21 protein-coding genes, 1 tRNA gene and 1 other RNA gene are annotated in these 22,437 nt (G+C 66.8%); 14 read left to right on the top strand and 9 right to left on the bottom strand.

What is annotated here, in order from left to right; all coding sequences use genetic code 11:
• Window positions 1-1,218, bottom strand: a complete 1,218-nt coding sequence (locus tag D5S18_RS07000) for an MFS transporter (RefSeq protein ID WP_120039055.1) — start codon at window positions 1,216-1,218, stop codon at window positions 1-3.
• Between the two features lie 272 nt (window positions 1,219-1,490).
• On the opposite strand from D5S18_RS07000, the gene D5S18_RS06995 reads away from it, so the two are divergent.
• The 4 genes from D5S18_RS06995 (at window position 1,491) to D5S18_RS06980 (ending at window position 5,031) form a co-directional block, all read left to right on the top strand.
• Window positions 1,491-2,570: a serine hydrolase domain-containing protein gene (locus D5S18_RS06995; RefSeq protein ID WP_120038982.1), complete on the top strand. Its 1,080-nt coding sequence runs from the start codon at window positions 1,491-1,493 to the stop codon at window positions 2,568-2,570.
• 75 nt (window positions 2,571-2,645) lie between these two features.
• Window positions 2,646-3,293, top strand: coding sequence for a DedA family protein (locus tag D5S18_RS06990; RefSeq protein WP_120038981.1), 648 nt, complete (start codon window positions 2,646-2,648; stop codon window positions 3,291-3,293).
• A complete protein-coding gene (locus D5S18_RS06985; protein WP_239003593.1) occupies window positions 3,290-4,387 on the top strand; it encodes a sensor histidine kinase in 1,098 nt (365 codons plus the stop codon). The genes D5S18_RS06990 and D5S18_RS06985 overlap by 4 nt, the downstream gene beginning before the upstream one ends.
• Window positions 4,375-5,031, top strand: coding sequence for a response regulator (locus tag D5S18_RS06980; protein WP_120038980.1), 657 nt, complete (start codon window positions 4,375-4,377; stop codon window positions 5,029-5,031). The genes D5S18_RS06985 and D5S18_RS06980 overlap by 13 nt, the downstream gene beginning before the upstream one ends.
• Window positions 5,032-5,556: 525 nt before the next feature.
• On the opposite strand, the gene D5S18_RS06975 is transcribed toward D5S18_RS06980, so the two are convergent.
• The 4 genes from D5S18_RS06975 to D5S18_RS06960 form a co-directional block, all read right to left on the bottom strand.
• Window positions 5,557-6,036, bottom strand: coding sequence for a hypothetical protein (locus D5S18_RS06975; protein WP_120038979.1), 480 nt, complete (start codon window positions 6,034-6,036; stop codon window positions 5,557-5,559).
• Window positions 6,003-6,287: a hypothetical protein gene (locus D5S18_RS06970; RefSeq protein WP_147403870.1), complete on the bottom strand. Its 285-nt coding sequence runs from the start codon at window positions 6,285-6,287 to the stop codon at window positions 6,003-6,005. Before D5S18_RS06970 ends, D5S18_RS06975 begins: the two co-directional genes overlap by 34 nt.
• A gap of 247 nt (window positions 6,288-6,534) precedes the next feature.
• On the bottom strand, window positions 6,535-7,014 hold the full coding sequence (locus tag D5S18_RS06965) for a hypothetical protein (RefSeq protein ID WP_203236635.1): 480 nt from the start codon (window positions 7,012-7,014) through the stop codon (window positions 6,535-6,537).
• A gap of 7 nt (window positions 7,015-7,021) precedes the next feature.
• On the bottom strand, window positions 7,022-7,339 hold the full coding sequence (locus D5S18_RS06960; protein WP_120038977.1) for a hypothetical protein: 318 nt from the start codon (window positions 7,337-7,339) through the stop codon (window positions 7,022-7,024).
• On the opposite strand from D5S18_RS06960, the gene D5S18_RS06955 reads away from it, so the two are divergent.
• The 5 genes from D5S18_RS06955 (at window position 7,338) to D5S18_RS06935 (ending at window position 12,773) form a co-directional block, all read left to right on the top strand.
• Window positions 7,338-7,787, top strand: coding sequence for a PIG-L deacetylase family protein (locus D5S18_RS06955; protein WP_120038976.1), 450 nt, complete (start codon window positions 7,338-7,340; stop codon window positions 7,785-7,787). The genes D5S18_RS06960 and D5S18_RS06955 overlap by 2 nt on opposite strands.
• 45 nt (window positions 7,788-7,832) lie before the next feature.
• The gene (locus tag D5S18_RS06950; protein ID WP_120038975.1) at window positions 7,833-9,119 is read left to right on the top strand and encodes a nucleotide sugar dehydrogenase; all 1,287 of its coding nucleotides are present in this window, start codon (window positions 7,833-7,835) and stop codon (window positions 9,117-9,119) included.
• Between the two features lie 41 nt (window positions 9,120-9,160).
• Window positions 9,161-11,308: an SUMF1/EgtB/PvdO family nonheme iron enzyme gene (locus tag D5S18_RS06945; protein WP_158607811.1), complete on the top strand. Its 2,148-nt coding sequence runs from the start codon at window positions 9,161-9,163 to the stop codon at window positions 11,306-11,308.
• Window positions 11,305-12,231 (top strand): NAD-dependent epimerase/dehydratase family protein, encoded by a 927-nt coding sequence (locus D5S18_RS06940; RefSeq protein WP_120038973.1) that lies wholly within the window; start codon window positions 11,305-11,307, stop codon window positions 12,229-12,231. The genes D5S18_RS06945 and D5S18_RS06940 overlap by 4 nt, the downstream gene beginning before the upstream one ends.
• A gap of 233 nt (window positions 12,232-12,464) precedes the next feature.
• On the top strand, window positions 12,465-12,773 hold the full coding sequence (locus D5S18_RS06935; RefSeq protein WP_147403869.1) for a hypothetical protein: 309 nt from the start codon (window positions 12,465-12,467) through the stop codon (window positions 12,771-12,773).
• Between the two features lie 429 nt (window positions 12,774-13,202).
• Here the strand turns inward: D5S18_RS06935 and D5S18_RS06930 are convergent.
• Window positions 13,203-13,287 (bottom strand) — tRNA-Ser (locus tag D5S18_RS06930).
• 85 nt (window positions 13,288-13,372) lie between these two features.
• On the opposite strand from D5S18_RS06930, the gene ffs reads away from it, so the two are divergent.
• Together ffs and D5S18_RS06920 are read left to right on the top strand one after the other, a co-directional pair.
• Window positions 13,373-13,467, top strand: an RNA gene (gene ffs / locus D5S18_RS06925) — signal recognition particle sRNA small type.
• A 133-nt stretch (window positions 13,468-13,600) separates the two neighbouring features.
• Window positions 13,601-14,890 (top strand): aspartate aminotransferase type Ic, encoded by a 1,290-nt coding sequence (locus D5S18_RS06920; RefSeq protein ID WP_120038971.1) that lies wholly within the window; start codon window positions 13,601-13,603, stop codon window positions 14,888-14,890.
• Window positions 14,891-14,929: 39 nt separating this feature from the next.
• Here the strand turns inward: D5S18_RS06920 and D5S18_RS06915 are convergent, their stop codons facing one another.
• Window positions 14,930-15,742, bottom strand: a complete 813-nt coding sequence (locus tag D5S18_RS06915) for a methyltransferase domain-containing protein (protein ID WP_120038970.1) — start codon at window positions 15,740-15,742, stop codon at window positions 14,930-14,932.
• A gap of 144 nt (window positions 15,743-15,886) precedes the next feature.
• On the opposite strand from D5S18_RS06915, the gene D5S18_RS06910 reads away from it, so the two are divergent.
• Together D5S18_RS06910 and D5S18_RS06905 are read left to right on the top strand one after the other, a co-directional pair.
• The gene (locus tag D5S18_RS06910; RefSeq protein WP_120038969.1) at window positions 15,887-16,474 is read left to right on the top strand and encodes an HhH-GPD-type base excision DNA repair protein; all 588 of its coding nucleotides are present in this window, start codon (window positions 15,887-15,889) and stop codon (window positions 16,472-16,474) included.
• A 326-nt stretch (window positions 16,475-16,800) separates the two neighbouring features.
• Window positions 16,801-18,066, top strand: coding sequence for an ROK family transcriptional regulator (locus D5S18_RS06905; protein WP_120038968.1), 1,266 nt, complete (start codon window positions 16,801-16,803; stop codon window positions 18,064-18,066).
• A 55-nt stretch (window positions 18,067-18,121) separates the two neighbouring features.
• Here D5S18_RS06905 and D5S18_RS06900 read toward each other — a convergent pair whose 3' ends face one another.
• Window positions 18,122-19,732, bottom strand: a complete 1,611-nt coding sequence (locus D5S18_RS06900; RefSeq protein ID WP_120038967.1) for a DUF2207 family protein — start codon at window positions 19,730-19,732, stop codon at window positions 18,122-18,124.
• 207 nt (window positions 19,733-19,939) lie between these two features.
• Here D5S18_RS06900 and D5S18_RS06895 point away from each other — a divergent pair, with 207 nt between their 5' ends.
• Window positions 19,940-21,109 (top strand): neutral zinc metallopeptidase, encoded by a 1,170-nt coding sequence (locus D5S18_RS06895; RefSeq protein ID WP_239003592.1) that lies wholly within the window; start codon window positions 19,940-19,942, stop codon window positions 21,107-21,109.
• Between the two features lie 9 nt (window positions 21,110-21,118).
• Here D5S18_RS06895 and D5S18_RS06890 read toward each other — a convergent pair whose 3' ends face one another.
• Window positions 21,119-22,417, bottom strand: coding sequence for an ammonium transporter (locus D5S18_RS06890; RefSeq protein ID WP_120038966.1), 1,299 nt, complete (start codon window positions 22,415-22,417; stop codon window positions 21,119-21,121).
• Window positions 22,418-22,437 lie beyond the last annotated feature (20 nt).

Raw genomic sequence — 22,437 nt, 5'->3', positions numbered from 1 at the left:
TCATCGCCGATCCCGGCCCCACGCGGCGACCAGCCCGGCGACCAGCGCAAAGGCCGCCGCCACCGCAGGCACGTACGCAGCGCCCGAGGAGAGCAGGACCGCGCCGAGCGCACCGGCGCAGAAATTGCCCAGATACGCCGTCGACAGATTGAGCGAGGTGACCACCGGAGCACCGCCTGCCGGTGCGTGGGCGATGATCCGATGCTGCTGCGGCCCGATCACCGAGAAACACACCAGCCCGGCCAGCGCCTGCACCGCCACCGCGAGCACGAAACTGTCCCGGACCAGCGGCATGATCGCGAACACCACCGCGATGCCCGCGAGCGCGCCGACGACCACGAACCGCGGTCGGTAGCGGTCGGCGAGCCTGCCCGCGGTCAGATTCCCCACCGTGGCCGCGATACCGAACACCATGAGCAGCAGGGCGAGCCGGGATTCTCGGCCGTCGATCGCGGGGGCGAACACCGCGCTCATATAGGTGAAGGGCAGGAAGATGGCGACGAAGCCCAGCAGCGTCACGACCAACACGCGCAGCACGCGCATATCGGTCAGCGGGGCGAGCCGCTGCCGCAGGGTAGCCGCCGGATCGAGCCGAATATCGGGTAGCAGCACGGCGATCGCGGCCGCGACAACGGCGGCGAGGACGGTGATGAACCAGATCGCCGACTGCCAGCCCCAGGCGTCGCCGATGACTGTGCCCATCGGGGCGCCCAGCACCAGTGCCAGCGTGGCGCCCGTGGTCACCATCGCGATCGCGCTGCCCCGCCGCCGCTGCGGCGCCAGATGCGATGCGGTGGCCACCGCGCTCGCGGAGAACAGCGCCGCACCGCAGCCCGCCACCACGCGCGAGGCGAGCACCAGCGCGTAGTCGCCTGCCAGCGCCGTGACCGCATTGCCCGCACCGAGCAGCGCGAGTGCGGTGACGAGCACCCGCCGCCGCGACCACCGTCCGGTGAGCGCGGCCAGCACGGGTGCCATGAGCGCGTAGACCAGGGCGAAGACGCTCACCAATTGACCGGATGCGGCGATGCCGACGTGCAGGGTTCCCGCGATCTGCGGCAGCAGCCCGACGATGACGTAGCCGTCGGTTCCGACCGCGAACGAACCCAGCGCCAGGATCGCGATCCGTGCGCGCCAGCCCTTATCCGGGGAATCCGCCTGCGCGTCAATTCCTTTCGGATCATGCCGTACCGATGACCGACCTCGGGCTGTATCCATTGTTCTCTCGCCGCGTTCGGCCATGTGCGAACTCCTCTCTCGTGCTCGGGGCGGCGGTCTCATCGGGCGTGCGCGCCCGCCCCCCAAGATGGTAACGATCGTTACTGTTATGAAGGTAACGATCGTTACCGTCAAGGTCAATCCCGATCGCCCATCCGGCGATCAACCACCCCCGAGCAGGCCTCCTATACCGCGATGTCTGTGGTTTCCAGTAGCGGATGTCTGCGGTCGGCCGCATTGTTCGGCGCACGGCCCGGCCATAGCTTCGGCCAATGCGATGGATTCGACGTCTGCTGACGGTTTTGCTGGTGATCGTGGTCGCGCCTGCGGTGCTGGTGACGCTGCTGCTGGTTACGGTTCGGGGCAGCGTCATCGGATTCATCGTGGATCGAAGCGCGGATGAGCCGGTGACGGCTGCGGTCTTGCAGGTGTCGGATGGCCGGGGAACGCGGGTCTGGCACGCGGGCGAAACCGTCCTTCCCGATACGCGTTTTCGGATCGGAAGTGTGACGAAGACCTTCGTCGCGACAGTCGTCCTGCAGATGATCGACGAGAAACTCCTTGCCCTGGACGATCCGATCGAACAGATCCTGCCCGGTGTCGTCCCCCGCGGGGAGTCCGTCACGATCCGACAGTTGCTCAACCACACCAGTGGTTTGTACGACTACATGAAAGAGCCCGGCATGTCGACGAATCGATGGCGCGGCGAAGATCGCTTCCGGCATTTCGACGTGGCGCGACTGCTGTCGGTCGCGTTCGCTCATCCCCCATATTTCGCGCCCGGCACCAGGTTCCGATACTCGAACACCAATTATGTGGTGCTCGGGTCGGTGATCGAGAAGGTGACGGGCCGTCCGTATGCCGATGCGATCCGCACCCGCATCCTCGAGCCACTCGGCCTGCGCGACACCCTGTTTCCCGGCGACGATCCGACGATTCCGGCCCCGCTGCTGCCAGCACGGAGCAAGCTCGCGTCGGGCGTCACCGTCGACGTCACCGAACAGAATCCCGCACTGGACTGGTCGGCAGGCGAGATGATCTCTAGCACAAGTGATTTGGCCGTATTCTTCGATGCACTCATGTCGGGTCGTCTGCTGTCCGCTTCGATGCTCGCGGGAATGAAGCAGACAGTGCCGATGGGGCTCGGCTTCCACTATGGGTTGGGAGTGCAGCGTTTCGATCTGCCCTGCGGGGTGCGGCTGTGGGGACATGGGGGCGAGTTGTTGGGTTATCTCACCTACGTCTTCGTTGGCCCGGATGAGCGGGTGATGACCATGGTCCTGGCCTCGGCGCAGGGGGACAACTTCGCGGTGTTCGCCGCTGCCGCGGCAGCGGTGTTCTGCCTGCGCTAGGGGTGTGGAAGTCCACACCTCACTGTCCGGAAATCCCTACTGATCTGCGAGAATTCAGCACCTAACGTGGCGGGCATGAACAATGAGATAGCCGTTTACGCCGCCGAATCCAGCGGAGTCGCGGGATGGGCGACGACGATCATGCACGTTCTCGGCGGACCGGGCGCGGCGGTGGCCAATGCCGTCGACAGTGTGATCCCGGCTGTCCCGAGCGAAATCATCCTTCCGCTGGCCGGTTTCGCCGCCGCTCGTGGCGAGATGTCACTTGTCGGCGCGCTGGTGTGGACCACTATCGGTTCGGTGGTCGGCGCGATAGTCCTGTATCTGCTCGGCATGTCGGTAGGGAGGGAGCGTTTATACGCCGTTGTGGCGCGGATACCACTTATTCGGACCGAAGACCTCGAACGCAGCGAGCAGTGGTTCGCCCGGCACGGCCGCAAGGCGGTGCTGCTGGGCCGGATGGTGCCGGTGGTGCGGTGTCTGGTGTCGGCGCCTGCCGGTGTCGAGCGGATGCCGGTCGGCCAGTTCATCGGCCTCACCGCGGTCGGTAGCGCGATCTGGAACACATTATTCGTGCTGGCCGGGTATCACCTGGGCGAGAACTGGGAACTGGTGCGCGAGTACGCCGGACGGTATCAATTGGTTGTCGGAGTCGCCGCCGCCGTGGTGCTGGTCGTCTGGCTGGTTCGCCGTATGCGCGCCCGGTCTAGTCTGAGGTCGTGATCGTGGTCCGGGTCCGCTCGCTGCTGCGCCGGTCGAGCTATCCACTGATCGGCGCGCTGGTCGGGACTGTCACGGCGGTGTCGGGTCTGCTGATTCTCCTGCGTCACGACACCCTCCGCTTGCGTCGCCATGCCAGGCGGGAGCGGCGCCGACTCGTGCGCTGGTTTCACACCGATACCGTCGCCGAACTGCCGGACCGCGATCCGGCCGGATATGTGCTGGTTCGCGCGTTGTACGCCGTCGTCGGCGGTGTTCTGCTGACGGGCGTGTTCGCCGTCTCACTGGAATACTTCGGGTGGGCGATGGAACTGACACTGCGACACCGCATTCCGCTGCTCGACAGTGCGGTGTCGCTGGCCGTCGGTGGGGTTGGGCTATATCTGTGCCGCCAGTTCGCGGTCGCTCTCGGGCGCGGTGACGCCGCCACCGCGATGCGGCGGTTGGGCGATGATGCCACCCAGATTCGGCTGCGGGAACTCGAGCGTACACGCGCGGACGTGATCCGCGCCGTCGATGACGAACGTCGCAGGATCGAGCGCACCCTCCACGACGGTGTGCAGCAGCGAACCGTCGCTCTCGCACTGCAATTGGGCCGCGTGCGTCGACTCGTGCGACACCAAGGCGCCACGACGTTGGAGGAGGAGCTCGGCCGCGCCGTCGACGAGTCGACGCGATTGCTCGACGACCTGCGCGAGGTGGCTTGGCGGATCTATCCCTCGATCCTCGACGAGCGCGGTATCGAGGCCGCGCTGCGCGGCCTGTCCGCCCACACCACCATGCCGGTGCGACTGGATCTGCGCATCGATCGCGAACCTCCGACCGCTGTCGGGGCCGCTGTGTACTTCGTGGCTGCCGAGGCGGTCACCAATGCGGCCAAACACTCTGGTGCGGAACAGGTCTCGGTGTCTGTCGCATACCTGCCGGACCGGATCGTCGTCGCGGTCCGCGACGACGGCGTAGGCGGCGCCGACCCTCGAGGTGGCGGCCTGACCGGGCTCCGCCGCCGGGTGGCGGCCTTCGACGGCGTACTGCGGGTGTCCAGCCCCGCGGGCGGCCCCACGACCGTGACAGCGGAGCTGCCGTGCGCATCGTGATCGCCGAGGATTCCGCGCTGTTGCGTGCGGGTCTGATGCGCCTGCTGACCGACGAGGGTCATGATGTCGCGGCGGTCGCGACGGCGGTCGAACTGCTCCACGAGATCGACCGAGTTGCACCCGACTTCGTCATCGTGGACGTGCGGATGCCGCCTACCCATTCGACCGAGGGACTCGATGCGGCCCGGTCGATCAAGGACCGATTCCCCGCCCTCGGGGTGCTCGTACTGTCGCAGTACATCGAACAGCACAACGCGATCGAGTTGCTCACCTCCGGTATGGGCGGAGTCGGCTACCTGCTCAAGGATCGGGTCGCCAACGTCGACGCTTTTCTCGCCGACCTCGACCGGATTGCCAACGGCGGCACCGCGTTCGATCCCGAGGTCGTACGGCAACTGTTCGCGCAGCAACACCGGACCGACCCGCTGGATGCCCTCACCGTCCGCGAACTCGACGTGCTTCGACTCCTCGCTCAAGGTCTCACCAACACCGGCATCGCCGACCGGCTGTCACTGTCGACCAGCGCCGTGGAGAAACACGTCAACGCCATTTTCGCCAAACTGCACCTCACCAAGGACCCGGCGCACAGCCAACGCGTCCGCGCCATCTTGATCTACCTGGAACAAAGCACGATGGCGCCGTAATCGAATCCGCCGTCTCGCACAGGTCCTATGGGGCAACAATGCTGATGTCAGGGCCAACCTTGTCGAGGATCTTCCGCCGGCGGATCGCATCGGGGTGGCTCCCGAAGGACTCGGGTGTCTGTTTGCCCTTGTGGCGGAGGAGGATCTGCTGCCGTCCTTGCGGGCGACGACGCGAAGGAGCTCATCTCGGTTGGGGGTTGGCCCGCCGCCGACATCCCTCAGATGTCCCGAGAACCCGGACGTGCTGATGGCCGGGATTGATGTGGCCCCGGTCGGAAACTGTCGAAAACAGGTCTCTGACCAGGGCCGCACCGTGGCGGAGGATAGGGGATTTGAACTGCTGTGTCCGCCCTGCTCACGGCCCGCGACCTTGGGATTCCTTGGGACGGTTCGGGATTCCTTGGGATGGTGTGAGCCGAGAGTAGCCGGTTTTGTGGACCGCGTCCACACGCATTCCAGGGCATCTGAAGTCCTGCAAAGTGTCCGAACTCGACGTACCCGAGGGGTACATCGCCTCACACGGCACTAGCTCGAATGTAGTGTGAAGACCATCTGGAAGTCGGCGTGGCCAGGCGACACGACATGGCCGTTGGTGGCCTGGAACGCGCACTTCATGATCAGCTTGTACTGCTTGTCGAGTTGAAGATCCGGTATCACCGAATGCCATTGATAGTTCGCGGGTATCACGGAATGGTTGTCCGAGTATCCGGTCTTGCCCTCGGCGTAGGCTCCGCAGGCCATCGTATCGCCGACAATGAGCCCCTGCACGTACGGCGAGAGCTGCAATGACCAGATCAGCCGATTACCTCCGTCCGGCTGCTGGCTCGCATACACCGCATCCCCTGTAAATGTCCCGTGCTCGCCGTCGTATCTGTATCTTTGGTCACCGGGCCGGAAATCGGCATAGCCGGGAACGGCATTGGCCGGTGCCGCGGCAGCGATAGCCGCTGCGGCGGCGATGACGGCGAGGATCAGTTTCTTCGATGGACCGATCTGGCGCGACATGTGTACTCCCCCTGTGGAATCGCATCGACATCGACATCGACCGACAGCCCCTCCGCGATCGTGGCGATATCGAGATCCCCGCGAGCGTTCGACAGGTGGAACCACACGAGTGTGCCATCGGCGTCATCGAGCTTGATCACGCCGGTACCGTTGCGCGGCTTCCAGCGCCACACGGTGCCTGTTGCCATCGCCGTTGCCCCTCTCCCATCGTCGTGGCCGACCCGGTCTCCACCATCATCACCCGAATCCACCCTGTGGCCAACTCAATTCGACAATGTGTCACTCTGCCATTGCACTATCGTGCGAACATATGTTCGATAATCGGGGCGAGTGGACTCCGATCCTCGAAGTCGACGGCATCGTCGTCCGCAGCACCGACGACCGGCTGTACCGCACTCGCGACGGAGGATGGGCGCGGCCTACACCGATCTTCTGCCGCAACGGACACCGCCTCGGCCCCGAGCGTTCGACGGTCGCTAGCTGCGGCCAGGTCTCCGCTCAAGCACGTGCGGCACCATCTGGCCAGATCACCTCAACGGGTAAACCCCGCTCTCTTGCCAGTTCGACGACAGATCCGGTGCCGCCCTGCTGTCCGGTCTCGCCATCCCACACCGCGATCAGTCGGTCGCACGAACTCAACATGGCTTCGTTCGCCGCCTCGTACGCATCACGGCCGGCGTCGGCGAAATCCAGTACCCGGACAATCTCGGCCCGCGAGATCAACGCGTCGAATAATTCGATGTGGTCCGGCTTGACCTTCCGATCCCGGTAGTTCCGGGACGGCAGCACGACCTCCAACCGCCCACCCACATCCAGCACGGCCCGCGCAAAGACCGAATCTGCGCCTCGTGCAATGCAACTGATGCCGACCAGGTCGACGCTGTTGTGGACCGCGATGCTCTTGGTGATCGCGTCGTATACCGCGGCTGCGGTATCGGCGGTGATATTCATGTGCCCGGTGACGCCGATGCGAATCATGGTGTCTCTATACCGCTGTCGCGAGCAGAGGTCGCATCCGGTCCCTGAGGTCAGTGACAACGCCGATATTCGCGGCCTTCTCGGTCCGTTGGTAGACGGTGAGCAGCTTTTTGCGGACGCGGTCCGATGCGGTCGCTTCCACTGAATCGATGGCCAGATGTCCGAGGCGGGCAGCTTCGTCGAGTTCGCCCTCGATCAGGCGGGCCTCGACAATGCCGAGCTTGTCCAGCGCGGAACTGCGGCGACGGTACGGCTGGCGTAGTGCGATGGCACGGTCGATCTCGGTGGCGGCCTCCGGTGCCAGTGATCGATCGTGACGTGCCATGTCCAGTACTCGGCCGCCGATCGTGCCGGAGAGCTCCGCGAGGTCGAAGGTGGAGCCGACGGTGGTGATCGGCCCTGAGATCACCAGCTACAACCAAGACCACGCGGCGGTCGCGCGGGCGTTGTTGACGGCGTTGCGGCCCGGCCCGCCTGGTTCGCGGTGGCAGCCGGATGTGGTGTTGACCTATGAGGAGGTCGCCGATTCGTGGGCGGCGCTCCAGGTTTCGTCCCGCACTGTGTTCGTCGAACTGTCCGATGTCGATGTCGAGGGCAAGGTCGCGGCGATGAGTCGTCACGCCAGTCAATGCCGGGAGCATCCGCACACCCGGTCACCGGAGGCGCTGCGGGCACTGGCTGTGCTGCGGGGAGCGCAGTCGGGATGTCGCGGCGCGGAGGCGTTCGGCTGTCTTCGGTGGGTGGTGCGTCTGCGGCCGGGACTGGGCGTCTGAACGCCCACTCGGACATCGGCAATCGGATTTCAGGAGAGTACGGAAATGATTGACAGCGAACCGAATTCGACGATGGAGGCCGTGCTGGTCCCGAGGCGGGTGGTGGTGGTCGGATGTGGCTATGTCGGGCTGCCCACGGCGATGCTCGCGGTGGTCGCCGGTCACCATGTGACCGGGTTCGACCTCGACCGGACCCGCGTGGAAATGCTGTGTCGCGGCGAGTCCTATATCCCGGATGTGCCTGCTGCACTGGTGCGGTCGGGGCTCGATTCGGGCCGGTTCACCGCCAGTTGCGATCCGGTGGCGCCGACCGAATTCGATGTCGCGGTGATCGCGGTCCCGACCCCGGTCGACGCCGACCGCCCGGACCCGCGCCTTCTCGAGCGCGCCTGTGCAACGGTGGCACGGCATGTCCGGCGGGGATCGCTGGTCATCGTCGCTTCGACGACGTATCCGGGGACGACCGAAGACCTGCTGGTGCCGATCCTGGAGAAATCGGGATTGAAGGTGGGGCGGGACTTCCGGGTCGGGTACGCCCCGGAACGGATCGACCCCGGCGCGGGATCGGCGTTGCGGCAGTGGATGTCGGTGCCCCGGATCGTCGCCGGGATCGACTCGGATTCGCTCGACGCGACAAAGGATTTCGTCGCAAGTTTGGTCGAGACCGTGATTCCCGCCCCGAATATCCGCACCGCCGAGCTGGCGAAGCTCATCGAGAACACCTTCCGCTTGGTGAACGTGGCACTGGTCGACGAGCTGGCAGGGCTAGCGCCCGCATGGGGTGTCGGTATCGGTGACGCGCTGCAACTCGCAGCGACGAAACCCTATGGGTTCATGCCGTTTCGGCCCGGTGTCGGCGCGGGCGGGCACTGCCTGCCGGTGGACACCCGCTATCTCGCGTGGGCGGCGCGCGAGGCGTCGGGCACTCCGGCGCTGCTCGTGGAGACGGCGTTGCAGATCAACGACGCCACCCCGACCCGCATCGCGCAGCGGATCCTCACCATCTTGGCGCGTCTCGAGCACGATCGGGCGCGGGTGGTGGTGTTGGGCGCGACCTACAAACGCGATGTCCCCGACACGCGGGAATCAGCGGCACTGAAAGTCGTTGCCGCGCTGCGCCGGATCGGCGTCGAGGTGGCGGTGGTCGATCCACTGCTGCCCGACGACCCCGACATCGTGCCGGTTCTGACCGCCGAGATGGTCGCGTCCGCGTCGCTGGTGGCGGTCCTGGTCGCCCACTCGGGGATCGACTACAGCCTCCTCGGCCAGGCGGTTCACGTGTTCGACGCGTGCGGAGTCCTCGACCGCGCTCCCAACATCGAATGTCTTTGACTATCAACAGAATTCAACAATCGAAACCGAAGGAGTGTGTCATGAGCGACGATCATGTCCTCATCACCGGCGCGGCCGGATTCATCGGATCCCACATGTGTCGGGCGTTGCTCACGCGGGGCGCGCGGGTCACCGGGATAGACAATCTGTCGACGGGCTCGCTGTCCAATCTGAATTCCCTCACCCGTGACCGCGGCTTCGTTTTCCGGCAGGCCGACGTGGCCGGCTCGGTCGCCTGGGCGGATCTGACCGCGGTCACGCACGTACTGCATCTGGCGTGTCCGGCCAGCCCGAAAGCGAACGCGGCGATGCCGATAGAGACGATGCGGGCCGCGACGCTGGGCACCATCAACGCGCTCGAGTTGGCCGCTCGGGCCGGAGCGCGGGCGGTGGTCGCCTCGTCATCGGAGGTGTACGGGGATCCGCAAGTGCATCCGCAGCATGAGGACTACCGAGGCAACTGCGATCCGGTCGGCCCGTTCTCGGCCTACACCGAGGGCAAACGCGCTACGGAGGCGATCGCGGCGGCGGCACACCGGCGCGGCGTGAATGTCGGGGTGATGCGGCCGTTCAATGTCTACGGTCCCGGCATGCGCCCGGACGACGGGCGGGTGGTCGCGTCGTTCTGCGCGGCGGCGCTGCGCGGGGAAACCCTCCGCATCGAAGGCGGCACCCAGACCCGATCCCTGTGCTACATCGACGATTTCGCCGACGCCGTCCTGACCCTGCTGCTCGAGAGCGCCACGTTCGGTCCGATCAACCTCGGCAGCAGTGACGAGGTCACGATCGCCGACCTCGCCCGCCTGGTCGTGGACCTTGCCGGGACCGGGCATGTGGAGGTCGGCGCGGGCCGCGCCGGTGAGGTTGGCCGCCGCCGCCCGGACACCGCCCGCGCCCACAACGTCCTCGGCTGGCAGGCGAGCACACCCCTGCGGGAAGGGATCACCACGACCCTGGAATGGATGCGGCCCCCATCACCGCCGACCGGGAGGCCGTGTCGTGACCGTGCGTTTCGTCGTCCCGCCGAGCTGGAAGTCCTTGGCCGAGCTGTCCGACCTCGAATGCGACGCCGACACGGTCGGCGCGGCCCTGTCGTGGTTCGCCGCCCGGTACCCGATGCTGCGGGAACGTATCCTGACCCCTTCCGGGGCTCTCGCGTCGTGGACACTGGTGTGCGCCAACGACATCGACGTCCACGACATCGACGGCCTGAACACCCCGATCCTCGAGGAGGCGGACACCGAACTGGCATTCATCCCCGCGCTGATGGGCGGCTGACGATGGGCGAGTCGATCCGCATCCCCGGCGGCACGGTCGTCATCGGCGCACCCGAACCCCACCTCGACGACCTCGCGCGCGCTCAACCGTACGGGCGTGCCTGGTTCGCAGACGAGGCACCGGCACGAACACACACCGTGTCCGCGTTCCGGCTCGACCGGACCCCGGTCACCAACGCCGAATACGCGGCTTTCGTGGTCGCCACCGGCTACCGCACCACCGCCGAACGACGCGGGGAGAGTCTGGTCTACGGGGCCGACTATTGGGTCGCGCTGGCCGGGGCCTGCTGGCACACCCCGGTTTCGGGTCTGGACGCGGTGGCCGACCGACCGAATCATCCCGTGGTGCACGTCGATTCGGGCGATGCCGAAGTCTACGCATGCTGGGCGGGCAAACGGCTACCCACCGAAGCGGAGTGGGAGTATGCCGCTCACGGACCGGTGTGGACGGCGTGGCCTTGGGGACCGTACTGGGATCGGGATCTGGCCAACACGGCCGAGTTCTGGGCCGGACCGTTGCACGACCTGCGTGAATGGCGAGACTGGTGGCGAACCCGCTACGACGAATCGGGTGCGGCTCCGGCCACGACCGACGTCGGCGCGTACTCACCCGGAGGGGACTCGCCATTCCAGATCGCTGACATGGCCGGCAACGTCGCCGAATGGACCGCCACCACCTACCATCCCTACGACCCGCACCGCCGCTACGACCCCGCGCTGACCGCCGCCATGCGACACGGCTACCGCGTGATCCGCGGCGGCTCCTGGAAACACCTGCGCTACCAGACCCGCACCACCGAACGCATCGCCGCCCTACCCGACTACACCTCGTTCGATGTCGGATTCCGCTGCGCCGCAAACTATTCCACGAAAGCACTCACACCACCAACCACGAAGGAGCACACTCTATGACCCGAATCCTCATCACCGGCGGCGCCGGATTCATCGGCTCGCACCTGCTCGACCACTACCTCACGACCGGCCACCAGGTCGCTGTGATCGACAACCTCTGCAGCGGCGACAAGACCCGCGTCCCCACCACCGTCGCCCTGCACACCATCGACATCCGCGACGCCGTTGACGTCGCCGAAGTCGTCGCGGCCGAGAAACCCGAACTCATCCTGCACCTGGCCGCGCAGATCAGCGTCCGCCATTCCGTCACCAACCCGCGAAACGACGCCGACACCAACATCCTCGGCACCCTCCACCTCGCGCAAGCCGCCCACCGCGTCGGAGCCCGCATCGTCATGGCCTCCACCGGCGGAGCCATGTACGGCGACGACGTCCCCATGCCCACCCCCGAAACCGTCCTCCCCCGAACACAAGCACCCTACGGAGTGTCCAAATACTGCGCCGAGCAATACCTTTCGCTGCACAACCGCCTCCACGGCACCCGACATATCGCGCTCCGGTTGGGCAACGTGTACGGCCCCCGCCAAGACCCCCACGGCGAAGCCGGTGTGGTCGCGATCTTCTGCGGCCTCATCGCCCGCGACGAAACCCCCACCATCTACGGCGACGGCCACCAAACCCGCGACTACGTCTACATCTCCGACATCGTCAACGCATTCACCGCCGCCGCCGGCTACACCGGCCACCACGACACATTCAATGTGGGCAGCGGCACCGGGACCTCCGTGCGCCAACTCCTCGACGCCGTCAACACTGCCGCAGCAAAGTCCATCACCCCCCGCTATGCACCGCCCCGCGACGGCGAATGGCGCCACGGCGCACTCGATTCCACCCGCGCTCGCGACGAACTCGGCTGGGCTCCAACCGTTGATATCGACGCCGGTATCCAGCGCACGTACGACAATCTCCCTGAAACCCGATAGGCAGGATGGTCGGTTGGACGTCCAGGGTCCCGGAGCGAGCGGCCTGAAGGTGCCTAGCGGCACCGTGACCCGCCTGTCCGCCTCGGAGGCTGCGACGCGGCCACCTTATCGCCGGTACAGCGAAGGGTGCACATGCCCTTCACTTCACAGGTAGGCTGCCGCGAATATATCTTTACAGCAGGGGGTTTCGTGATCACAGCGCTTATGGCACCCCAGCAGGATCCGGGGTTGTCGTGGCCCATTCGCGGCATCTCCCCGAATGGCCTGAACGCATTGAAGATGAGGGTTACGGGATGAATCGCATTGCGCGAGTCGGATTGTTGATTGTTTTGGGCGGAATCGGGATCGGTGCCGCGGCGGGCAACGCGGCAGCGGATCGCACCGGCATCATTGTCGGTTACCAGGCGTGCCAGGACACTGCGCGCGCCTATCAGAAGGCCGGCTACACCGCCTATCGTTTCCAACTTCAGGGCGACAGCTACCAGGTCGACTACCACCGGAGCGGACAGAGTGGCCTACCGTCGACCGGCAGCTTCGGGTAGTTCACGGTCGGCCTGTTTAGTCCATCTTGCTCGAGCACGAGCAACTCGCCGCAGCCGATAAGGCTCGGGCGAGTTGTTTTCTCCCTGGCCGGTCAGACGCCGTTGACCTGGCCATAGGTGTTCGATGTGCCGCTGGAGAAGACGATGTAGGCGGCGTAGGTCCCGCCGTTGGCCCACATGCCCAGTGTGTCGCCCGATACCACGCTGACGCCGGTCGTCGAAACTCTCGACGGTGCGGCCGTCGCGGTAGTGCACCTGCCTGTAGGTGCTGCCGTCCTTGCGGGTGCGATTGCGCGGGGTAGTGGCCATGCGCGTGCCCTTCTAGGTCACGGCACCGAATCCCCTCAGATTCCTGGTTTGTGGACCGGAGATGTGGACCCAGGCACCGGCAAGATTGGAAATCTTGTCGGTGACCTGCGTCCATCTCGGCGGAGGATAGGGGATTTGAACCCCTGAGGGCGTTAACCCAACCCGCGTTCCAGGCGAGCGCCATAGGCCACTAGGCGAATCCTCCGTGGAGCAGCATAGCGGTTGACCCCCGGTGATCGCCAAATGGGGGGTGGGGGCGGGGTGGGGCGGCGGGAGCGGCTACACTTGCCGACGGATCCAGCGCGGCGCGCATCCTGTGAACTCCCCCAGGGCCGGAAGGCAGCAAGGGTCAACGGGCTCTGCCGGGTGCGCTGGGTCCCCTTTTTTATCGGCTCCAATTCGGAGCAATCGGCGGGTAACGTGAGCACCGGTCCATCGGCCACCGGCCGGAACCGGTCCGGTCCGTCCTCCTCGGTCCGGACACCCCATGACCACGCCGCTTCGAAAGGCTGTCCACGATGCCCCGGCAAACGCAGATCGGTTTGATGAGCCCCGCGGAGCTCGTGTCCGAGTACGAGACACAGCAGGCGAACTACGCGAAGCTCGGCACCGAGAAGCTCACGCTGGACCTGACGCGCGGAAAACCCTCCCCGGAGCAGCTCGACCTGTCCGCCGCCCTGCTGTCGCTGCCGGGCGCCGATGACTTCCGCGACGCCTCCGGCGCCGATCTGCGCAACTACGGTGGCCTGCACGGTCTGCCGGAGCTGCGCGCCCTCTTCGGTGAGCTGCTGGGGATCCCCGCGTCGAACCTGCTGGCGGGCAATAACTCCAGCCTCGAGCTGATGCACGATGTGATTTCCTTCGCCATGCTCTACGGCACGCCGGATTCGCCGCGCCGCTGGGCCGCCGAGCCGGTGCTCAAATTCCTGTGCCCGAGCCCCGGTTACGACAGGCATTTCGCGATCACCGAGGGTCTCGGGTTCGAGATGATCCCGATCCCGGTCCGTCACGACGGCCCGGATGTGCACGCCATCGCTGAACTCCTGGCCGCCGACCCGCAGATCAAGGGCCTGTGGGCGGTGCCGAACTACGCGAATCCCACCGGTGTGGTGTTCTCGGAAGAGGTTGTGCGCGAACTGGTTTCCCTGCCCGCCGCCGCCCCGGACTTCCGCCTGTTCTGGGACAACGCCTACGCGGTGCACCCGCTCACCGATGCGGCGGCCCCGATCGCCGATGTGCTGGGGATGGCCGCCGCGGCCGCAAACCCCAACCGCCCCATCGTCTTCGCATCCACCTCGAAGATCACTTTCCCCGGTGCGGGCGTGAGCTTCCTCGGCGGTTCCACCGCGAACCTGGACTGGTATCTGGGGCACGCGGGCCGCAAGAGCATCGGCCCCGACAAGCTGAATCAGTTGCGGCATCTGCGTTTCTTCGGCGATGCGGCGGGTGTGCGCGCCCACATGCAGAAGCATCGCGCCATCCTGGAGCCGAAATTCCAACTGGTGCTGCGCATCCTGGAGGACCGTCTCGGCGCGTCGAAGGTCGCGTCCTGGACCGAGCCGAAGGGCGGCTATTTCATCAGCCTCGATGTCCTGGAGGGCACCGCCAAGCGCGTGGTCGCTTTGGCCAAGGCGGCCGGAATCGCGCTCACTGCGGCGGGTTCCACCTTCCCGCTCGGAAATGACCCGGAGGACAAGAACATTCGCATTGCCCCCACCTTCCCGGCTCTGCCGGAGTTGGAGCAGGCGATGGACGGTTTGGCCACCTGCGTCCTGCTGGCCGCCTCCGAGAAGCTGCTGGGCAAGTAATAAGGAGAGTGCGCGGCCGATGTCGGCCGCGCACTCGGCTCAGTGCGGTTTGTGGGCCAGGACGGCGAACATCGTGACGGACAGGTGGATATCCCCGGTCGCGGCCCCGCGTGCCAGTTCGGCGAGCAGGTGATCGCGCTGGGTCGCGGAAACCGCGCCGCGCGCCACCGCCAGATCCGCGATCCGGGTGACGAGCGAGCCCGCGCCCGCGCCGTGATTTTGGACCAGGGCGTGTGAGCCGATGTCGTCGACGACCAGCCCGGCGGCGGTGAGCAGGCCGGGCAATCGCCGACCGGAGAACGGGTTGGTGGTGGCCGTGATCAAGGTGTCGATCACCTCGCGCACCACCGACCGGTCACCGGGGTGCACGATGGCGGTGCCCCAGTCGACGTCGACCACCACGGCGCGGCCGCCGGGGCGCAGTACCCTGGCGATCTCATTGGCGGCGCGGGCGGGGGCGGTCAGATGCTGGAAGACTCGCTCGCACAGCGCGGCGTCGAAGCTTTCCGGCCCGAAGGGCAGACCGTAGGCGTCGCCGGTGTGGAATCGAGCCGTCGAATCCAGTTGCGTGGCGCGGCGTTCGGCGGAGGCGAGCAGGTTCGGGTCGGGTTCGACGCCGACCGCGGATCCGGTGGGGCCGACGGCGTCGGCGAAGGCGATGACCTCCGATCCGGTGCCGGATCCGATATCCACGGCCGATTCGCCCGGCCGCAGCGCCAGGGCCTCGTGAGCCCAGGTCCGCAGTCGTCGGATGCCGGGCAGCGCCGCCTGGAGATCGCGCACGTCGACCAGTTGATCCTGGCCCGCGCTGTCGAAGCGATCCGGGCGCAGCCCATATGTCGTCTGAGGCATGGCGTGAGCCTACGCGCGGGGTTCCCCGTCCGCACCGCCGGTCTGTGAAGTGGGTCACTGGGGAAAAGGGTTGTCTATGGAGGGTTCGATACCCGGGATGGGATGATCGGAGCGTCCTTTTTCGGCGCGACAGGAGGTTCGACAATGCGTCCCACGCTGTGCCTGGCTCAGGAGCCGGAGGCGGACAAACTGCTGTCGGAGGATTCGTTCGCCCTGCTCCTGGGGATGATGCTGGATCAGCAGTACCCACTCGAACACGCGTTTCGGGGGCCGCGCAAGATCGCGGAGCGGATGAGCGGATTCGATATCCACCGGATCGCGGAGGCCGATCCGGCGGCATTCGAGGAGCTGGCGGCGACGCCGCCCGCGATCCACCGCTATGGGCGGTCGATGGCGCGGCGGGCGCAGGATCTGGCGCGCTACGTCATCGAGCATTACGGCGGCGAGGCCGCGAATATCTGGACTCAGGGGGACCCGGATGGCAAGGAAGTGCTGCGTCGGCTGAAGGATCTCCCCGGCTACGGCGACCAGAAGGCGCGAATCATGCTCGCGTTGCTCGGCAAACAGTTGGGTGTCGCGCCGAAGGGGTGGCAGCAGGCGGCGGGCGCGTATTCCGAACCGAATTCGCGACGTTCGGCCGCCGATATCGTCGACGGCGAAACCTTGCTCGAGGTAAGGGCTTTCAAGAAGCAGCAGAAGGCGGCGGCCAAGGCGGAGGCGACCAAGGGCTGAGTTCTCCAAGTAGTCGCCCAAGTGACGGTGGCCTGCTCGAGTCACACCCGATTGACCAGCGGGAATAGTGTGAGCGCGCACACCGGAACGCTCGAATGCTTGGAACGTCCCACGTTTCGATGTTAGTTTCATACCTGTGTTTGCCAGCCTCGCCACCGCCCCGCGCGTCACCTATGTGACCGCCGCGCTGGGCCTGCGGCTGCCGCTGGCGCGCGTGCTGTGTCGTTCTTGCTGCCGCAGCTGAGTCGCTTCGTCGCCTCGTTTGCTGCCTCGCCGCCCGTGTAGGCACATCCCGTCCCGTACGGGATCACAGCAAGGATTCCCCAATGTCCCTCCCCACCCTCGAGCGCACCACATCCAGGGCTTCCGGTTCGACTCGCGTCCGTCCCACCCGCCCGGTGATCGCCCCGGAGTTGCGGATCGCCGACAATCCGGCCGCATCCGTGCTGCGCGCCGCGACGGGCGGCCCGGTTTCACGTGACAATGCCGCTCGCGCAACGGGTTTGAGTATCGCTACGGTCAATCGTCAGGTATCGGCGCTGCTCGCGGCAGGTTTGCTGCGAGAGCGTCCCGACCTGACGGCGGCAGGTGCGGTCGGCCGTCCCCGCGTCCCGTTCGAGATCGACCACGAGGGATATCTGACCCTCGGCATCCATATCGGCGCGGTCTCCACCAAAATCGTCGCCGCCGACCTGCGCGGTCGCATCCTCGGCGGACTGGCCATCGCCACCCCGCAGACCGGCCAGGACTTCGCCACCAACACCGTGGCCCGCAGCGCGAAAGCCTTTCTGCAACGCTGGCATCGCCGCAAGCCGCTGTGGGCGGGTGTGGCCATCGGCGGTCGCGTCGACCCGCTGACCGGCGTCGTCGACCATCCCAAACTCCAATGGCAGGGCGCGCCGGTCGGCGCGGTGCTCGGTGAGGTATTGGAACTGCCGATCTCGGTGGCCCCGCACGTCGAGGCCATGGCGGGCTCCGAACTGCTGCTCCCCACCGGGGAGACGCGCGACCGCAACCACGAGCACGGCAGCAGCCTGTACTTCTACGTGCGGGAGACGGCCGGAATCGCGGTCACCCTCGACGGCCGGGTGCACACCCCGAGCAATGGTCCCGGTTCGATCGCGCACCTGCCCACCGGTTCGGATGTCGAATGCTTCTGCGGCCGGCGCGGCTGCCTCGAGGTCACCGTCGGTGATCGGGCGCTGCACGCGCGGGCTGTCGGACGCGGCATCATCGCGGCCCACCACGGCACCTCCGGTTCGACCATCGCCGACCTGTATCGCGCGGCGGCGGCCGGTTCGGAGCCCGCGCGGGAACTGCTCGCCGAGCGCGCGACCATCCTCGGTCACACCGTGGCGATGGTGCGCGACATGCTCAACCCGGACCGGGTCATCCTGGGCGGGCAGGCCTTCACCGGCTACCGCCCGGCCGTCGCGCATGTCGCCCGCGCGTTCAACCAGGGTTCCACCCTGCCCGCCACCGATATCCGGATCAGCGGATTCGGCGGCAAGGTGCAGGAGTTCGCGGCGGTGGTGACCTCGCTCAGCGTCCTCTACGCCGATCCGCTCGCCGCCATTCGCAAGCTGGCCTGAAGAACCAACCGGCGCGACGTCCTCCGGCCGCGACCCCGGCGGCCGGAGGACGGTCTCACTTGTCGGCCGCGAACAGCGCTTCCAGCGCGGTGATGAAGTACGGGAACTGACCGCCGAAACGTTGCAGCGTGCGGTCGCGTTCGTGGCCGCCGAACCAGTACAGACCCGGTTGCGGCGCGGCGGCGGGATCGAGGTCGCGGAAGGTGCGGATCCAGTTGTCCGCGCGCCCGCCGAGCAGTGTGAACGGCAGCGCCCTGGAGAACACCAACTCCCGGTCGGCGGGCGGGATCGCTTCCGGCCGAACCTCTTCCAGCCCGCGCTGGAGTGCGCGCACCCGGTCGGTGACTTCGCGGCCCCTGGCGGTGCGGGCGGGCAGGGAACGCGGCAGCAACAGCACCGCGACACCCGCCAGCGCGATGGCCACGCCGACCAGCGCGTATCCGGCGGTGAGCGCCAAGGCGACGGCGGCGATGAGGCCGACGCCGATCAGCCCGCCGCCCAACCACATCCACGGTCCCGGCTTGCGTCGATCGACCAGGACCCCTTCGGCGACCCCGTCGGCGAACATGGCCGAGCGGATCTCCGTCGAACGCACCCGCCCCGGCGCGCCCAGTTCGCTCAGCGTGACCGAATCCGTGCCCTCCGGCAGCAGCGCCAGGTAGACGGCGCGCTCGTAGTCGCGCAACTGCTCGTCGGCCTGGTTCACCCTGGTGATTCGCCAGTCGCGTTCCCCGAGGGGCGCGATCCACAGGTAGCGGCGGACCGCCAGATCGACGACGGTGGCGGCGATATCGACCGGATCGACCTGCTCGTCGAGCACCAAACCCGCCGCGCCGGGGAGAATCCCATCGGGCGAGGCGAACTCGACCCGCTCGCCCTGTTCGCGCAACGGATCGAGGGTCGAGGATCCGCTTGTGGCAGCGGCATTCTGGCGGCGCGACCACAGCACGAAGCCCACGAGTCCGGCCAATACCGCGAGCAGTACGCCGAACGCGGCGAGGACGGGGGCGGTGAGCGCGAAGACACCCGTATTGCCCGCCGCGCGGACATCGGCGTTGGCCGGGACCGTGCCGGGCGGTAGTTGCAGGGTCAGATCGATCGCATCACCCTTGTGCAGATCCGATTGATCCAGGTAGACCGTGCCGTCGACCTCGGTGTGGATATTGGCGCAGTCCCTGCCGTTTCCGGGCGGACCGAGTTTGCAGTCCAGGATGGCGATCCGGTAGTCGGGGCTGAGCACACTGGCCTGGATCGAGGCGAGATCCTCGCCGATCACCCCGACATAGTGGAACAACTGGCTGCCCGGCGCGTCCGACACCGTGTTGTGCACCGCGTAGGTGAAAGTGGACTCGCCGGGTTTGGCCTCGATGCTGAACCGGTCCGCCAGCACCGTCGCCGTACCGGACCCCTTCGTATCCACATCGGTGACCTTGAAGACCCGCTCGGTATCGCCCGGCAGCGCCAACCGCAGCGGGATCGACATCCGAAATTCCCCGCCCTCGGGCACTTTCACCGTTTCCACGACGCGCAGCACACCCGCGCGGTCCAAAGTCAGATCCGCGACAACCGCGATTCCCTCCGCCTGCGCTCCGGCCACCGGCGCGGTCCCCAACAATCCAGCCGCGAGCATCAGCACGCCCGCGGCGGCCCCCCGAAAAGTCAGCATGGCTGCCTACTCTAGACACGTTTGCGAGATCCGAAACCCACAGAACCAACCCACTACAGCCGAATGCGGTGTGAACTTCACGGTGTCGGCCCGCACGGGGATATCGGTGGGGATTGCTATTCTTCCTCGGCGGCAGGCTTGTGCTGCCGGTCGGCGCGGAGGGTTCCGCCGCGCGGCGACGACCACGGAGATGGAGGGGGTGGGGTCGTGACACAGCCACCGTATGGGTATGGGGCGGTGCCGCCGGGAGGGCGGCCCGCGCCGGGGCATGGTGTGCCGCCGGGGTATCCGCCGCAAGGGCGGCCGGGGTATGGGCCGCCGCCCGGTCATGGGCAACCACAGTATGGGCAGCCGCAGCAGGGCTATCCGCAGCAGGGGCAGCCCGCATACCGGCAACCACAGTACGCGCCGCAGCCGAATTATGGTATGCCGCAGGGGCATCCGATGCAGCAGGGACATCGGCCGCCGCCCGTGCCGTATGGTCCGCCGGGTAGGCGGGCTTCCCGGCCGCCGCGCAAATCCAGGGGCGGTCTGGCCGCATTTGTCGTGGTGATCGTGCTGGCGGTGGTCGGCCTGCTTGTGCGGGCGGGTATTTCGCCCGCCGCGCATGACGCGAACGCGGGTGGTCCCAAAGTCACGCCCATGCAGGAGACGACCGTCGGCCCCGCGGAGACGGTGAACAATCCGCTGGTCGCCGATGCGGAGGCCACGTTGCTGCCCGCGCGCTGCGGTTACTCGCCGTGGGGCACCCAGGTCGAGACCGCTCGCCGCTTCTTCGAGACGGCGGCGAAATGTTTGGAGTCTGCGTGGAAGCCGGTGCTGGACAAGCGGAAACTGCCGTTCCAGCCGCCGACCTTGCAGGTCAGCGCCTCCACGGCGGGCATAACGACGCCGTGCACCGGGTCGAGCAGTAACTTCGCCGCCTTCTACTGCCCGGCCAACAAGACCATCTATATGCCGATCAGCCAGTTGCAGACCGATCTGTTCAAGGAGAACTGGGTGATCTACCTGTCGGTGTTCGCCCACGAGTACGGCCACCATGTGCAGGCGGTGTCGGGCATTCTGCGTCGCGCCAACAGCGACCGGGTGGACGCGGGCGCGCGCTCCCAGCGCGGACTGGAACTGTCGCGTCGAATCGAATTGCAGGCCAACTGCTTCGACGGCATGTACATGTCCTCGTCCTCGGGCGGCGGTTCGCTGACCCAGTCGCAGATCACCCTCACCCGCCGCGACGCGCACCACCGCGGCGACCAGGCAGGCGATATGCGCGACCACGGCACCTCGCAGCATATGGGCGACTGGTTCGAGATCGGCTTGGACAACAACCGTGCGGCGCAGTGCAATACGTTCGGCGCTTCGTCCGAGAAGGTGAGCTGAGCCGCCGGTTCAGCTTTCGCGGTCGCCGCCGTGGTGACCGAGGTGGGTCTGCCCGAAGGTGCGCGGCGCATATCCGTGCACGCCTTCGGCGTAGGCGGTCTCGGCGTGCAGCGCGAAATCGATTCCGGTGGACTCGTGCTCGCGGCTGACCCGGAATCCGACCGTCTTGTCGATGGCCTTGCCGAGCAGGAAGGTGACGGTGAACGCGTACCCGGCCACCGTCAGCACGCCGAGGGCCTGCTTGCCCAGTTGAACGAGTCCGCCGCCGTAGAACAGACCCTCGACCCCGCCGGTCATCACCTTGTTGGCCAGTAATCCGATCAGCAGGGTGCCGACGACGCCGCCGACGAAGTGCACGCCGACCACGTCGAGCGAATCGTCGTATCCGGCCTTGAATTTCCAGCCCACCGCGAAAGAACACACCACGCCGGCCAGGAGTCCGACCACGAGTGCGCCGAGGGTATTGACCGACCCGCACGACGGTGTGATCGCGACCAGCCCGGCCACCACGCCGGAGGCCGCGCCGAAGGTGGTCGGATGCCCGTCCCTGATCTGCTCGACCGCGAGCCAGCCGAGCATGCCGAGGCAGCCCGCCACCAGCGTGTTCAGAAAGACGGCCGCCGCGATGCCATTGGCCGACAGCGCCGACCCGGCGTTGAACCCGAACCAGCCGAACCACAGCAGACCCGCGCCGAGCAGGACGAAGGGCAGGTTGTGCGGTCGCATCGCGTCCACTTTGAAGCCGATGCGGGGGCCGAGCACGATGGCCAGCGCCAATGCCGATGATCCCGAGGCGATCTCCACCACCAGACCGCCCGCGTAGTCGAGCGCGCCGAAACTGGCCAGCCAACCGTCGGGACCCCAAACCCAGTGCGCGATCGGCACGTACACCACCAGCGTCCACAGCGGGACGAACACCATCCAGCCCGAGAATTTCGCGCGGTCCGCGATGGCCCCGCTGACCAGGGCCGCGGTCAGGATGGCGAAGGTCAGTTGGAAGGTGGCGAACAGCAGTTCCGGCACCGCCCCGTGCACGGTGTGCGGATCGATGCCGCGCATGCCGATATGCGCGAGATCGCCGATGATGCCGCCGCCCGCGTCCGCGCTGAAGGCGAGGCTGTAGCCGACCAGCAGCCAGACGACCGTGACCAGCGGGATGGCGCTGAAGTTCATCATCAGCATGTTGAGTACGCCGGTGGAGCGCACCATCCCGCCGTAGAAGATGGCCAGTGCGGGCGTCATCAGCAGCACGAGGGCGGTGCTGATGAGCAGCCATGCGGTGGCCGCGGGATCGAGGGTGGTGGACACGGGTCTCCTTCCGCGCGCGA

The organism is Nocardia panacis (genome assembly GCF_003598715.1).
Classification (GTDB): Bacteria; Actinomycetota; Actinomycetes; order Mycobacteriales; family Mycobacteriaceae; genus Nocardia; species Nocardia panacis.
Note: the sequence above shows the minus strand (reverse complement) of the source record. Positions and strands in the feature narration are given on the sequence as shown.